This window comes from Pseudomonas gozinkensis, from assembly GCF_014863585.1.
Lineage (GTDB): Bacteria > Pseudomonadota > Gammaproteobacteria > Pseudomonadales > Pseudomonadaceae > Aquipseudomonas > Aquipseudomonas gozinkensis.
In genome coordinates this window covers 2,047,582-2,061,425 of the sequence record NZ_CP062253.1, presented here as the reverse complement: position 1 = coordinate 2,061,425, position 13,844 = coordinate 2,047,582, and the positions used below count along the sequence as shown (strand labels likewise).

10 protein-coding genes are annotated in these 13,844 nt (G+C 62.3%); 9 read left to right on the top strand and 1 reads right to left on the bottom strand.

Going from position 1 to position 13,844, the window contains the following annotated elements:
* Positions 1-481 precede the first annotated feature (481 nt).
* On the top strand, positions 482-697 hold the full coding sequence (rmf, locus tag IHQ43_RS09345; RefSeq protein WP_003223300.1) for a ribosome modulation factor: 216 nt from the start codon (positions 482-484) through the stop codon (positions 695-697).
* A 259-nt stretch (positions 698-956) separates the two neighbouring features.
* Here the strand turns inward: rmf and IHQ43_RS09340 are convergent, their stop codons facing one another.
* Complete coding sequence (locus IHQ43_RS09340) at positions 957-1,976, bottom strand: quinone-dependent dihydroorotate dehydrogenase (RefSeq protein ID WP_192564119.1); 1,020 nt, start codon at positions 1,974-1,976, stop codon at positions 957-959.
* A 222-nt stretch (positions 1,977-2,198) separates the two neighbouring features.
* Between IHQ43_RS09340 and IHQ43_RS09335 the strand changes: the two genes are divergently transcribed.
* The 8 genes from IHQ43_RS09335 to cobA all read left to right on the top strand — a co-directional run bounded on the left by IHQ43_RS09335 (position 2,199) and on the right by cobA (position 13,807).
* Positions 2,199-3,410 (top strand): CmpA/NrtA family ABC transporter substrate-binding protein, encoded by a 1,212-nt coding sequence (locus IHQ43_RS09335; protein WP_192564118.1) that lies wholly within the window; start codon positions 2,199-2,201, stop codon positions 3,408-3,410.
* 15 nt (positions 3,411-3,425) lie between these two features.
* On the top strand, positions 3,426-4,001 hold the full coding sequence (locus IHQ43_RS09330) for an ANTAR domain-containing response regulator (protein WP_192564117.1): 576 nt from the start codon (positions 3,426-3,428) through the stop codon (positions 3,999-4,001).
* A 359-nt stretch (positions 4,002-4,360) separates the two neighbouring features.
* The gene (locus IHQ43_RS09325; RefSeq protein ID WP_007952035.1) at positions 4,361-5,572 is read left to right on the top strand and encodes a nitrate/nitrite transporter; all 1,212 of its coding nucleotides are present in this window, start codon (positions 4,361-4,363) and stop codon (positions 5,570-5,572) included.
* Positions 5,573-5,579: 7 nt separating this feature from the next.
* Positions 5,580-7,250 (top strand): bifunctional protein-serine/threonine kinase/phosphatase, encoded by a 1,671-nt coding sequence (locus IHQ43_RS09320; RefSeq protein WP_192564116.1) that lies wholly within the window; start codon positions 5,580-5,582, stop codon positions 7,248-7,250.
* A 309-nt stretch (positions 7,251-7,559) separates the two neighbouring features.
* Complete coding sequence (nirB, locus tag IHQ43_RS09315; protein ID WP_192564115.1) at positions 7,560-10,013, top strand: nitrite reductase large subunit NirB; 2,454 nt, start codon at positions 7,560-7,562, stop codon at positions 10,011-10,013.
* Positions 10,010-10,327, top strand: a complete 318-nt coding sequence (gene nirD / locus IHQ43_RS09310; RefSeq protein ID WP_007951992.1) for a nitrite reductase small subunit NirD — start codon at positions 10,010-10,012, stop codon at positions 10,325-10,327. Before nirB ends, nirD begins: the two co-directional genes overlap by 4 nt.
* Positions 10,327-13,041, top strand: a complete 2,715-nt coding sequence (locus IHQ43_RS09305) for a nitrate reductase (RefSeq protein WP_192564114.1) — start codon at positions 10,327-10,329, stop codon at positions 13,039-13,041. The genes nirD and IHQ43_RS09305 overlap by 1 nt, the downstream gene beginning before the upstream one ends.
* A gap of 13 nt (positions 13,042-13,054) precedes the next feature.
* Entirely contained in the window at positions 13,055-13,807 is a 753-nt protein-coding gene (gene cobA / locus IHQ43_RS09300; protein WP_192564113.1) for a uroporphyrinogen-III C-methyltransferase, read from the top strand.
* The last annotated feature ends 37 nt before the right edge of the window (positions 13,808-13,844 follow it).

Here is a 13,844-nt window from a genome sequence, read left to right as displayed (position 1 = left end):
GGTTTTCAATCAGGCGCTTTTCTACAAGAGCGCCCGCGTGGCACGAAGGTGTGCCGTTCCATCCCCGCTGCTCGGGTTAAAAGAGCTTAGATGCCGGGACAGATAAAAAAGTTGGTGCAACAAAATGACTCAAAGCAACCCTTCGTCGAATAGTACCCCAGCGTAAACGTGGGTCATTCTCACTAAAGGATTAACCTCATCATCCAGCGCGGGGCCGATCATACCGGGGTTTGGCCAATGAACACTGAATAAATACGCGGTTACTTATGGCCATAGCATCTTTTTCGTTACGTCCTTATGACAAAACGGTCATTCCATCGATGTGACTCATTGGTTAGAACTGAACACAGGTTGACGTCGCAACGGCGTCAACACCTTGGCTCGCCACGCCGGCAGCGAGCCGCCAACGGCAGAGTTTTTCTGCCAGACCTCAATTGAGGTCGACGCGACAAAAACAGTCAACAAGTGAGGGAAACACCCTATGAGAAGACTTAAGCGTGATCCGTTGGAAAGAGCATTTTTGCGCGGATATCAATATGGCGTTGGTGGCAAATCCCGTGAGCTTTGCCCATTTACTCTACCGTCGGTACGTCAAGCCTGGATCAACGGCTGGCGAGAAGGACGCGGCGACAACTGGGACGGTATGACCGGCACTGCGGGAATCCACAGACTCAACGAACTTCACGCCGTCGGCTGACACAGGGCACTTATTCCGACACGACAATCTGATTTCGCAACACCCTGATCACCATGCACGTCCTTCCCGGACGGCGGGCTACGGCCCAGGGGCTCCTTCGAGGAGCCCTTTTTTATGCCTGCCACATTATTTGTGCCATACACAAAACCTGTGGGAGCGACGGTGCGACGACTCGACTTGCTCGCGATGGCGGTGCATCAGTCACACGAAATGTTGACTGAACGGACGCCATCGCGAGCAAGCTCGCTCCCACAAAGGATCAGCGCTTGGCGGCGATCGCGTCCACGGACTCGCGGATCAGCGCCGGGCCCTTATAGATGAAACCGGAGTAGATCTGCACCAGGCTCGCGCCGGCAGCGATCTTCTCGGCCGCATGCTTGCCTTCGGTGATACCGCCCGCCGCGATGATCGGCAATTTGCCGCCCAGCTCGGACGCCAGCACTTTCACGGTGTGGGTGCTCTTCTCACGCACCGGCGCGCCGGACAGACCGCCCGCCTCGTCACCGTGCTCCATGCCTTCGACGCCCACGCGGCTGAGGGTGGTGTTGGTGGCGATCACCGCGTCCATTCCGGTTTCGATCAGCGCTTGCGCGACCTGCGCGGTCTCTTCGTCGGTCATGTCCGGCGCGATCTTGATCGCCAGCGGTACATGCTTGCCGTGACGCAGGGCCAGTTCGGCGCGGCGTGTGGCCAGATCCGCCAGCAATTGCTTGAGCGAATCGCCGAACTGCAGGCTGCGCAGGCCCGGGGTGTTCGGCGAGCTGACGTTGACCGTGACGTAGCTGGCGTTGGCGTAGACCTTGTCCAGGCAGATCAGGTAGTCATCCACCGCGCGCTCGACCGGGGTGTCGAAGTTCTTGCCGATGTTGATCCCCAGCACGCCTTTGTATTTGGCCGCCGCCACCCGCGCCAGCAGGTTATCCACACCGAGGTTGTTGAAACCCATGCGATTGATGATCGCCTCGGCTTCCGGCAGCCGGAAAATCCGTGGTTTCGGGTTGCCCGGCTGCGGACGCGGGGTCACGGTGCCGATCTCGACAAACCCGAAACCCAGTTGCGCAAAGCCGTCGATGGCCGCGCCGTTCTTGTCCAGACCGGCCGCCAGACCCACAGGGTTCGGGAACTCCAGGCCCATGACAGTCACCGGCAGCGACGCCGGCGCCTTGCACAGCAAGCCGTTGAGGCCCAAACGCCCGCCCGCGCCGATCAGATCCAGCGACAGATCGTGGGAGGTTTCCGGGGAAAGTTTGAACAACAGCTGACGGGCCAGGGTGTACATGGGCGGCTATGACTCGGGCGGCGAAAAGAGGCGGCGATTATAGCCGGGCATCGCCCCGCCGCGCGAGGCGCACGGGTAAATCGGTGCGCATGGCATATGCCTTGCACCTTCCTCGGCATCAGCCCGCAGGCCAATGGTGGCGTGCAGGCAAGGACAATGGCGTCGTCTCTCGGTTTTGCGTGGGCAAAGCCTGGGACGACGTTTTTTTTGAGGGTGGCTTTCATGACTCAAACCTCCGCCGGGCCGCTGGCCTGGGTCAACGGCAGCGATGCCCCGGAAAAAAGCGCGATCAACCTGGGCTTCATGGCCCTGAGCGACTGCGCCTCGCTGGTGGTCGCCGCCACCCAGGGCTTTGCTCAGCCTTACGGCCTGACCCTGAACCTCAAGCGCCAGAGTTCCTGGGCCAACCTGCGGGACAACTTGGTCAGCGGCGAACTCGATGCCGCCCACAGCCTTTACGGCCTGATCTACGCGGTGCATCTGGGCATCGGTGGCGTCGCGCCGACCGACATGTCGGTGTTGATGGGCCTGAACCAGAACGGTCAGAGCCTCAACCTGTCCCACGGTTTGCAGGGCCTGGGCGTGATCGGTCCTGAAGCGCTGCACCATCATGTGCACCAAACCCGCGCAAAACTCACCTTCGCCCAGACCTTCCCGACCGGCACCCATGCCATGTGGCTTTATTACTGGCTGGCGAGCCAGGGCATTCATCCGTTGCAGGATGTCGACAGCGTGGTGGTGCCGCCGCCACAAATGGTCGCGCACTTGCAGGCCGGTCGCATCGATGGCCTCTGCGTTGGCGAACCATGGGCGGCCAGCGCGGTGCAGCAGAATCTCGGTTTCACCCTGGCGACCAGCCAGACCATCTGGCCCGATCACCCGGAAAAAGTCCTCGGCTGCACCCGCGCCTTCGTCGAGCAGTACCCCAACACCGCGCGCGCGCTGGTGATGGCGATCCTCGAGGCCAGCCGTTTCATCGAAGAGAGCCCGGAAAATCGCCGCAGCACCGCGCAGTTGCTGAGCGCCCCGGAATACCTCGACGCCCCGGTGTCCTGCATCGAGCCACGCTTTCTCGGCGACTACGACGATGGCCTGGGCAATCGCTGGCAGGACCCGCACGCCCTGCGCTTTCACGGCGATGGCGCGGTGAATCTGCCGTACCTGTCGGATGGCATGTGGTTCATGACCCAGTTTCGCCGCTGGGGTTTGCTGCGCGATGACCCGGATTACCTCGCGGTCGCCCGTCAGGTGCAACAACTGGAGATCTATCGCGACGCGGCGACTGCTGTGGGCGTCGCGGCCTGGGGCAAGGACATGCGCAGCAGCCAGTTGATCGACGGCAAGATCTGGGACGGCAGCGACCCGGCCGCCTACGCCCGCAGCTTCAAGCTCCACGCGCTGAGCGACAGCGCGCCCCTTCTCGCCCAGCGCTGACAGGAGACCGCGAACATGCTGCGCATTCTGCTGATCAACGACACCGCGAAAAAAGTCGGGCGCCTGAAAGCCGCGCTGACCGAGGCCGGTTTCGAGGTGATCGACGAGTCGGGCCTGACCATCGACCTGCCGGCACGCGTCGAAACGGTGCGTCCGGACGTGATCCTGATCGATACCGAGTCACCGACCCGCGATGTGATGGAGCAAGTGGTGCTGGTCAGCCGCGACCAGCCCCGGCCGATCGTGATGTTCACCGACGAGCACGACCCCGGTGTGATGCGCCAGGCGATCAAGTCCGGGGTCAGTGCCTACATCGTCGAGGGCATTCACGCACAACGCCTGCAGCCGATTCTCGACGTGGCCATGGCCCGCTTCGAAAGCGATCAGGCTCTGCGCGCCCAGCTTCAGGCCCGCGACCAGCAACTGGCCGAGCGCAAGCGCATCGAACTGGCCAAGGGCCTGTTGATGAAAATGAAGGACTGCAACGAAGAAGAGGCCTACACCCTGATGCGCCGCCAGGCCATGAGCCGCCAGCAGAAACTGATTCAGGTCGCGGAACAGATCATCGCGATGAGCGAATTGCTTGGCTGAAATTTCGTGGAGCCTGTAAAGGCCCCATCGCTGGCAAGCCAGCTCCCACAGGTTTCCTTGTCGTACACAGAGTCTGTGATTAATGCGGACCCTGTGGGAGCGGGCTTGCCCGCGATTGGCCGCAACTCGGTCGAGAACTGTTGGCACAAATCTCGCTAAGCATTCAGCACAGGTAACCAACGGCGGTTGCCCCACCTACGACAAAGACGTCGCTCACCTTCTTCGCCCCTTTCGGCGATCCGGGTAGCGGCGTTTTTGCGTTTTGGCCCCACAGCCCGGGGCCGGTGGTGCGGCCGTGGCGGCGCCCCACTGTGCTGGTTCTGACTCCTTCTCGAGATTCTCTACAGCTGAGGTGCGCGATGAATAAAAGCTTCTGGAAATCCGGCCACACTCCGACCCTGTTTGCGGCCTTCCTGTATTTCGACCTGAGTTTCATGGTCTGGTACCTGCTCGGTCCGCTGGCGGTGCAGATTGCCGCCGACCTGCACCTGACCACCCAACAGCGCGGCCTTGTGGTGGCCACGCCGATCCTCGCCGGCGCGGTATTGCGCTTTGCGATGGGCATGCTCGCCGATCGGCTGTCACCAAAAACCGCCGGACTGATCGGCCAGGTGATCGTGATCTGTGCGCTGTTCGGTGCCTGGAAATTGGGCATCCACAGTTACGAACAAGCCTTGCTGCTTGGCCTGTTCCTCGGCATGGCCGGCGCCTCGTTCGCCGTGGCCCTGCCGCTGGCGTCGCAGTGGTATCCGCCGGAGCATCAGGGCAAGGCGATGGGCATCGCCGGGGCCGGCAACTCCGGTACCGTATTCGCGGCGCTGATCGCCCCGGTACTGGCGGCGGCGTTCGGCTGGAGCAATGTGTTCGGTTTCGCCCTGATTCCGCTGATCCTGACCCTGGTGCTGTTTGCCTGGCTGGCGAAAAACGCGCCGGAGCGGCCGAAAGCCAAATCCATGGCCGACTATTTCAAGGCCCTGGGCGACCGCGACAGCTGGTGGTTCATGTTTTTCTACAGCGTCACCTTCGGCGGCTTCATCGGCCTGGCCAGCGCCTTGCCCGGCTACTTCAACGATCAATACGGCCTGAGCCCGGTGACCGCCGGTTATTACACCGCCGCCTGCGTGTTCGGCGGCAGCCTGATGCGTCCCCTCGGTGGCGCGCTGGCTGACCGTTTCGGCGGTATTCGCACGCTGTTGGCGATGTATACGGTGGCAGCGGTTTGTATTGCAGCGGTCGGCTTCAACCTGCCGAGTTCCTACGCGGCGCTGGCACTTTTCGTCTGCACCATGCTCGGTCTCGGCGCGGGCAATGGCGCGGTGTTCCAGTTGGTGCCGCAGCGCTTCCGTCGCGAAATCGGCGTGATGACCGGGCTGATCGGCATGGCCGGCGGCATCGGCGGCTTTGCCCTGGCGGCAGGCATGGGCGCGATCAAACAGAGCACCGGCAGCTATCAACTGGCGTTGTGGTTGTTTGCCAGCCTTGGTGTGTTGGCGTGGTTTGGTCTGCACGGGGTCAAACGTCGCTGGAGAACCACCTGGGGTTCGGCGGCTGTGACCGCTGCCCGGGTCTGAGGCCCGAATGGCTCTGCAACTGAGCTTCGCCGAAGCCAGCGCCACCGGGCCCCGCGCGGAAAACCAGGACGCCTTGCGCCTGGTGACCCCGGCCCCGGCGCTGGCTGCCAGCAAAGGGTTTCTGTTCGCCATCGCCGACGGCGTCAGCCAGTGCGCCGATGGCGGGCTGGCCGCGCGTTCGACCTTGCAGGCGCTGGCGCTGGACTACTACGCCACCCCGGAAACCTGGAGCGTGGCCCAGGCGCTTGATCGTCTGCTGCTCGCGCAAAACCGCTGGTTGCAGGCCAACGGTGGCGGTCAGCCGCTGCTCACCACGGTCAGTGCGCTGGTCATGCGCGGCCGGCGGTTTACCCTGGCGCACGTCGGTGATTGCCGGGTCTATCGCTGGCACGCCGAGACCTTGCAGCGGATCAGCGAGGATCACGTCTGGGATCAGCCGGGCATGCAGCATGTGCTCAAGCGCGCACTGGGTTTGGATCAGCATCTGGTGCTGGACTTTCTCGATGGAGAACTGCGTGACGGCGAATGTTTCGTGCTGCTCAGCGACGGCGTGTGGGCGGCGCTCGGCGACACCGCCATCGCCGGAATCCTGCGCGATCAACCGGATCTGCACAGTGCCGCGCAAACGTTGGTCAACGCCGCGCATCTGGCCGGCAGCCAGGACAATGCCAGTGCGCTGCTGGTGCGGGTGGATGCCGTCGGTGAGGCCAGCCTTGGCGATGCGCTGATTCATTTGCAGCAATGGCCGCTGCCTTCGCCACTGAAACCGGGTCAAGTGTTTGAAGGATGGCAGGTGCAAGGAATCCTCGGTCAGAGCCAGCAATCGTGGCTGTATCGCGTGCTCGATGGTCAGGGGCAGTCGTGGCTGTTGAAGACGCTGCCTGCACAATTGGCGGACGATGCCCAGGCCGGTCAGGCCTTGCTGGCGGAGGAATGGTTTCTCAAACGCGTCGCCGGGCGGCATTTTCCCGAAGTCCATAGCGCCGGCCAGCGTCAGCACTTGTACTACGTGATGCGTGAATATTCGGGGACAACCCTGGCTCAGTTGTTCGGGCAAAGCGGCCCGCTGCCACTGGCCCAGTGGCAAGATCTGGCCGAACGCCTGTTGCGGGCCGTCGGCCTGTTGCATCGACGGCAGATCCTGCACCGCGACATCAAACCGGAAAACCTGCACCTGGGGGGCGACGGCGAGTTGCGTCTGCTGGATTTCGGCCTGGCGTATTGCCCCGGTCTGTCGCAGGACGCACCGTCGACCCTGCCCGGAACCCCGAGCTACATCGCGCCGGAAGCCTTTCAGGGCGCAGCCCCCAGCGCACAACAGGATCTGTATGCGGTGGGCGTGACCCTGTATTTCTTGCTCACCGGGCATTTTCCCTACGGCGAGATCGAAGCCTTCCAGCGCCCTCGTTTCGGGGTGCCGGTGAGTGCCGGTCGCTATCGTCCGGATCTGCCGGAGTGGCTGGCGCTGTGTCTGGAACGCGGTTTGGCGGCCGATCCTTTGCAACGCTATGAAACCGCCGAGGAATGGCTGCTGACGCTGGAACAGGGTGAACGCCGTAGCCTGAATGTACGCCCTCGTCCCTTGCTGGAGCGTGAGCCGCTGAAGGTCTGGCGGACACTGGCGTTACTGGCACTGCTGGGCAATCTGGTCCTGCTGTTTCTGCTGTTTCATGGCTGACGCGGCGCTCCATTAACGGGCGTGCCGCTTCCATTCAGTGCAAAAACCACAATGAAGATCTGGCCAATTCCAGCCCTACCCCAATGAATTCGTGGCTCACCACGACTTGGCACAACCACTGCATTAACGTTTTCAACTGACATAAAGCCCGACCTTCAACGACGAAGGCCAGGCTTCCCGAGAGAACGGGACAAGGACAAAGGCGTCCTCGCTAGGTAACTGGCGGGACGCCTTTTTTGTTTGCGCCATTTTTGTCGAGCAAGGCCTGACTGCCCACAAGAGGCAAGCCCGATGCTCCCGGAGAACCTGATGAAAAAACTCAAACTGGTGATGATCGGCAATGGCATGGCCGGGGTTCGCACCCTGGAAGAACTGCTCAAGCTGAGCAACGAGCTGTACGACATCACGGTCTTCGGCGCCGAACCGCACACCAACTACAACCGCATCCTGCTGTCGCCGGTGCTGGCCGGCGAACAGACCTTCGAGGAGATCGTGCTCAACGACCTCGACTGGTACCTGGAAAACAACATTAAACTGCTGCTCAACCGCAAAGTGGTGGAGATCGACCGGGTCAAACGCCGGGTGATCGCCGAAGACGGCACCGAGGCCGACTACGATCGCCTGCTGATCGCCACCGGCTCGACACCGTTCATCCTGCCGATCCCCGGTAACACCTTGCAGGGCGTGATCGGTTACCGCGACATCGCCGACACCCAGGCGATGATCGACACCGCCAGGACCCACAAACACGCCGTGGTGATCGGCGGTGGCCTGCTCGGTCTCGAAGCCGCCAACGGCCTGATGCTGCGCGGCATGCACGTCACCGTGGTGCACCTCGGTGAGTGGCTGCTGGAGCGGCAACTGGACAAGACCAGCGGCCAGCTCCTGCAAACCGCCCTCGAATCCCGTGGCCTGCACTTTCGCCTGTGCGAACAGACCCAGGCCCTGCACGATGCCGGCAACGGTCGCGTGGGCTCGGTGCAATTCAAGAACGGCGACATCATCCCCGCCGATCTGGTGGTCATGGCCGCCGGCATTCGCCCCAACACCGAACTGGCGGAAAAGGCCGGTATCCCGTGCAATCGCGGGATCCTGGTCAACGACACCCTGCAAACCTACGACCCGCGCATCTATGCCATCGGCGAGTGCGCCAGCCACCGCGGCATTGCCTACGGCCTGGTCGCGCCGTTGTTCGAACAGGCCAAGGTCTGCGCCAACCACCTGGCCCAATTGGGTTTCGCCCGTTATCAGGGCTCGGTGACGTCGACCAAATTGAAGGTCACCGGCATCGACCTGTTTTCCGCCGGCGACTTCATGGGCGGCGAAGGCACCGAGACCATCACCCTCTCCGACCCGATCGGCGGGGTGTACAAAAAACTGGTGATCAAGGATGACGTGCTGGTCGGCGCCTGTCTGTACGGCGATACGGCAGATGGCGGTTGGTATTTCCGGCAGATTCGTGAGAATCACACCATCGGCGAGATCCGCGATCACCTCATGTTTGGAGAAAACGCACTTGGCGACGTAGGACATCAGGGCCAGGACAAAGCCATGAGCATGGCCGACAACGCCGAAGTCTGCGGCTGCAACGGCGTGTGCAAGGGCACCATCGTCAAGGCGATTCAGGAACACGGGCTGTTCAGCGTCGACGAGGTGAAGAAACACACCAAGGCCGCCAGCTCCTGCGGCTCCTGCGCCGGTCTGGTCGAACAGATCCTGATCAACACCGTCGGCGGCGCGGCGGACGTCAAACCGAAAAGCGAAAAAGCCATCTGCGGTTGCAGCGATCTCAACCATGGCCAGATTCGACAGGCCATTCGCGAACAGCATCTGCTGACCATCGCCGGCACCATGAGCTATCTCAACTGGCGCACCCCGAACGGCTGCGCCACCTGCCGCCCGGCCCTCAACTACTACCTGATTTCCACCTGGCCCGGCGAGGCCAAGGACGATCCGCAGTCGCGCCTGATCAACGAGCGGGCCCACGCCAACATCCAGAAGGACGGCACCTATTCGGTGGTGCCACGGATGTGGGGCGGCGTGACCAACCCGTCGGAACTGCGGCGGATCGCCGACGTGGCGGACAAATATCAGGTGCCGATGGTCAAGGTCACCGGCGGCCAGCGCATCGACTTGCTGGGGATCAAGAAACAGGACTTGCCCGGTGTGTGGAAAGACCTCGACATGCCGTCCGGCCACGCCTACGGCAAATCGATCCGTACGGTGAAAACCTGCGTCGGCAGCGAGTTCTGTCGCTTCGGCACGCAGAACTCGACCCAATTGGGCATCGACCTCGAACACGACCTGTTCAACATGTGGTCGCCGCACAAAGTGAAGCTGGCGGTCTCCGGATGCCCACGCAACTGTTCGGAAGCGGGGATCAAGGACGTAGGAATCATCGGCGTCGATTCCGGCTGGGAGATGTACATCGGTGGCAACGGCGGGATCAAGACCGAAGTCGCCGAGTTCTTCGTCAAGCTCAAGACCGCCGAGGAAGTGCGCGAATACAACGGCGCGTTCCTGCAGCTGTACCGCGAAGAAGCCTTCTACCTCGAACGCACCGTGCACTACCTGCAACGGGTCGGCATGGAGCACATCAAGAACGCCGTGCTGGAAGATCCCGAGCGCCGCAAGGCTCTGAACGAGCGCCTGCAATTCTCCCTGTCGTTCGAACAGGACCCGTGGAAAGAGCGCCTCGCCCAGCCGCAACTGAAGAAAGAATTCGACGTGATCCCCGTGAAAAACCTGGAGGTGCCGGCATGAACTGGCTCGATATCTGTGCCCTGGAAGAGATCAATGCCCTCGGTTCGCGGATCATCGCCGGGCCCAAAGGTGACATCGCGATCTTTCGCACAAGTGACGACGAAGTTTTCGCACTCGATGACCGCTGCCCGCACAAGGGCGGCCCGTTGTCCCAAGGACTGATCTACGGCAAACGTGTCGCCTGCCCGTTGCACAACTGGCAGATCGACCTGCAATCCGGCGAAGCCCAGGCGCCGGACGTCGGTTGCGCCCACCACCACCCGGCCCGGGTCGAAAACGGCCGCGTGCAACTGGCCCTGCGGGACGCCGTCTGATGAACCGCCAGATGACCGCCTCGACCTGCTGTTATTGCGGAGTCGGCTGCGGCGTGCTGATCGAGCATGACGGCGAGCGCATTCTCGGCGTCAGCGGCGATCCGGCGCATCCGGCCAACTTCGGCAAACTGTGCAGCAAAGGCTCGACCCTGCACCTGACCGGCGATCTGGCAGCACGAGCGCTTTACCCGGAGTTGCGCCTGGGCAAAAGCCTGGCGCGCAGCCGCTGCGACTGGGACACCGCGCTGAATCACGCTACCAACGTGTTTGCCGACACCATCGCCGAACACGGCCCGGACAGCGTGGCGTTCTACATTTCCGGACAGTTGCTGACCGAGGACTACTACGCCTTCAACAAACTGGCTCGAGCGCTGGTCGGCACCAACAACATCGACAGCAATTCGCGGCTGTGCATGTCTTCAGCAGTGGTCGGATACAAGCGCAGCCTCGGCGCCGACGCACCACCGTGCAGCTACGAAGACCTGGAGTTGAGCGATTGCGTAGTGATCGTCGGCAGTAACATGGCCTACGCCCATCCGGTGCTTTTTCGCCGCCTCGAAGAAGCCAGATCCCGCCGCCCGCAGATGAAAATCATCGTCATCGACCCACGGCGCACCGACACCTGCGATCTGGCGGACCTGCATCTGGCGATTTTGCCGGGCACCGATGTCGCGTTGTTCCATGGGATTTTGCATCTGTTGCTGTGGGAAGACTGGATCGACCGCGACTTCATCAAGGCCCATACCGACGGGCTCGCCGAGCTGAAAAGCCTGGTGCGCGATTACACCCCGGCCATGGTTTCGCAACTGTGCGGGATCAGTGTCGAGCAATTGCAGCAGTGCGCCGAATGGATCGGCACCTCGCCGAGTTTTCTCTCGCTGTGGTGCATGGGCCTGAACCAGTCCACCGCCGGCAGCGCGAAGAACAGCGCGCTGATCAATCTGCACCTGGCCACTGGGCAAATCGGCCGGCCGGGTGCAGGACCTTTCTCCCTGACCGGTCAGCCAAATGCCATGGGCGGGCGCGAAACCGGCAGTCTTTCCAACCTGTTGCCGGGCCATCGTGAAGTCGCCAATCCGGAACACCGCGCCGAAGTGGCGGCGTATTGGGGCGTGGATTCGTTGCCGGAAAATACCGGGCTCAGTGCCATCGAACTGTTTGAGCAAGTACGCAGCGGCAAGATCAAGGCGCTGTGGATTGCCTGCACCAACCCCGCGCAATCGATGCCGGACCAGAACGCCGTGCGCGCGGCGCTGGAAGCCTGTCCGTTCGTGGTGTTGCAGGAGGCGTTCCGTACCACCGAAACCGCGGCGTTTGCCGATCTGCTGTTGCCGGCGGCCAGTTGGGGCGAGAAAGAAGGCTCGGTGACCAACTCCGAGCGGCGGATTTCCCACGTCCGCCAAGCCATTGCCGCACCGGGTGAAGCGCGTCCGGACTGGGCGATCACGGTGGATTTCGCACAACGACTGGAGAAACGTCTGCGCCCGCAACAACCGGGGCTGTTTGCTTTCGAGCAACCGTCGCAGTTGTTTGATGAGTACAAACAACTGACCCGGGGGCGCGATCTGGATTTGTCCGGAATCAGCCATGGGTTGATTGATGAACTGGGGCCACAGCAATGGCCCTTCCCCGCTGGCGCCCGCCAAGGCACGGCCCGGCTGTATGGCGATGGGATCTTTCCTACGCCAAATGGGCGCGCGCAGTTCGTTGCCGATCCCTATCGCGCCGCCAAGGAACAACGTGACGCGCGTTTTCCACTGACCCTTATCACCGGCCGCCTGCGCGATCAATGGCACGGTATGAGCCGCACCGGTACTGCGGCGCAGTTATTCGGCCATGTGAGCGAAGCGGTGTTGAGCCTGCACCCGGACGAATTGCGCCGCCACCGCTTGCAACCGGGGGATCTGGTGAATCTGAAAAGTCGTCGGGGTGCGGTGATCGTGGCAGTCGCCAGCGATGACAGCGTGCGTCCGGGCCAGGCGTTCCTGCCGATGCACTGGGGTGATCGTTTCCTCAAAGGAGGCGTGAACAGCCTGACTCTGCCCGCCTTCGATCCTTTGTCGAAACAGCCGGAGCTCAAGCACAGCGGCGTGCGGCTGGAACCGGTGGTATTGCCATGGCAACTGTTCGCACTGATCGAGGGCGATGTTCAACGGCATTTCGAGGCGCTTCGACCGATCTGCGAGGCGTTTTCCTACGCAAGTCTCAGCCTTGTCGGACGTGAACGGCCTGCGTTGCTGATTCGCGCAGCCAGCGCCGTGGCGCCAGAGCCGCAATTGCTGCGTGAAATCGACCAGTGCCTGGCCCTGATCGACGGGCCGGTGCTGGCTTATGACGATCCTCGCCGTGCCATCGGCAAGCGGGTGCGCATCGAGAACGGGCGAATCACCGCGATCCGTCTGGCCGGTGAAACTCTTGCTCAGCACTGGTTGCAAGGCCTGTGGCTGGAAGGCCGCGCCGACGAACAACTGCGGCGCTGGCTGCTGGCGCCGATGAGTGCACCGCCGGGCAATGCCGGCGCGCAGGTTGTGGCGGACAAAACCTTGTGCAACTGCAAGAACGTCAGCCATAGCGCGGTCTGCGCCGGTATCCGTGAAGGTCTGGATCTGCAGGGTTTGAAAAACAAGTTGGGGTGCGGCACGCAATGCGGTTCCTGCGTCTCGGAAATCAAGCGTTTGCTGGCCGCCGAAGTGCGTCCGGTCGCCGTTATCTGAAGAGGAAAACACCATGAACGCGAAAGTCTGGCTGGTGGGCGCAGGTCCCGGTGATCCTGAATTGCTGACGCTCAAAGCGGTACGTGCCTTGCGCGAAGCCGAGGTGGTGCTGATCGACGATCTGGTCAATGAGGCGGTACTTGAGCACTGCCCTACCGCGCGGATTATCGCGGTCGGCAAACGCGGCGGCTGCCGCTCGACGCCCCAGGCGTTCATCCATCGGCTGATGTTGCGTTACGCCCGTCAGGGTAAATGCGTGGTGCGGCTCAAGGGCGGCGATCCGTGCATTTTCGGGCGTGGAGGTGAGGAAGCGCAGTGGTTGCGCGAGCGCGGGGTCGAGGTGGAGCTGGTCAATGGCATCACCGCCGGACTGGCCGGCGCGACCCAGTGTGATATTCCGCTGACGTTGCGCGGCGTGGCCCGGGGGGTGACGCTGGTCACGGCTCATACCCAGGACGATAGCCCGTTGAACTGGCGCGCACTGGCGCAAGGCGGGACGACGCTGGTGATCTACATGGGAGTGGCGAAGCTCGGCGAGATTCGCGAACAGCTGTTGGCGGGGGGGATGGCGGCGGATACGCCGGTGGCGATGATCGAGAACGCCTCGCTGCCAGAGCAACGCGAATGCCGCAGCGATCTGACAGCCATGGAGATCGATGCCCTTGATTTCCGGCTCAAGAGCCCTGCGATTCTGGTCATAGGCGCCGTCGCAGCAGCTGCAACCCAAGTCGATTCGATTGGCTGGGCAGCCGATCGCCTGGCCTGACAATCCCGGCTTCATCAAATCGCAGGCAAAGAAAAGC

Excerpts from the sequence above, each read along its gene's own strand:
- rmf (WP_003223300.1), top strand. The coding sequence starts at position 482 with ATGAGAAGACTTAAGCGTGATCCGTTGGAAAGAGCATTTTTGCGCGGA.
- IHQ43_RS09340 (WP_192564119.1), bottom strand. The coding sequence starts at position 1,976 with ATGTACACCCTGGCCCGTCAGCTGTTGTTCAAACTTTCCCCGGAAACC.
- IHQ43_RS09335 (WP_192564118.1), top strand. The coding sequence starts at position 2,199 with ATGACTCAAACCTCCGCCGGGCCGCTGGCCTGGGTCAACGGCAGCGAT.
- IHQ43_RS09330 (WP_192564117.1), top strand. The coding sequence starts at position 3,426 with ATGCTGCGCATTCTGCTGATCAACGACACCGCGAAAAAAGTCGGGCGC.
- IHQ43_RS09325 (WP_007952035.1), top strand. The coding sequence starts at position 4,361 with ATGAATAAAAGCTTCTGGAAATCCGGCCACACTCCGACCCTGTTTGCG.
- IHQ43_RS09320 (WP_192564116.1), top strand. The coding sequence starts at position 5,580 with ATGGCTCTGCAACTGAGCTTCGCCGAAGCCAGCGCCACCGGGCCCCGC.
- nirB (WP_192564115.1), top strand. The coding sequence starts at position 7,560 with ATGAAAAAACTCAAACTGGTGATGATCGGCAATGGCATGGCCGGGGTT.
- nirD (WP_007951992.1), top strand. The coding sequence starts at position 10,010 with ATGAACTGGCTCGATATCTGTGCCCTGGAAGAGATCAATGCCCTCGGT.
- IHQ43_RS09305 (WP_192564114.1), top strand. The coding sequence starts at position 10,327 with ATGAACCGCCAGATGACCGCCTCGACCTGCTGTTATTGCGGAGTCGGC.
- cobA (WP_192564113.1), top strand. The coding sequence starts at position 13,055 with ATGAACGCGAAAGTCTGGCTGGTGGGCGCAGGTCCCGGTGATCCTGAA.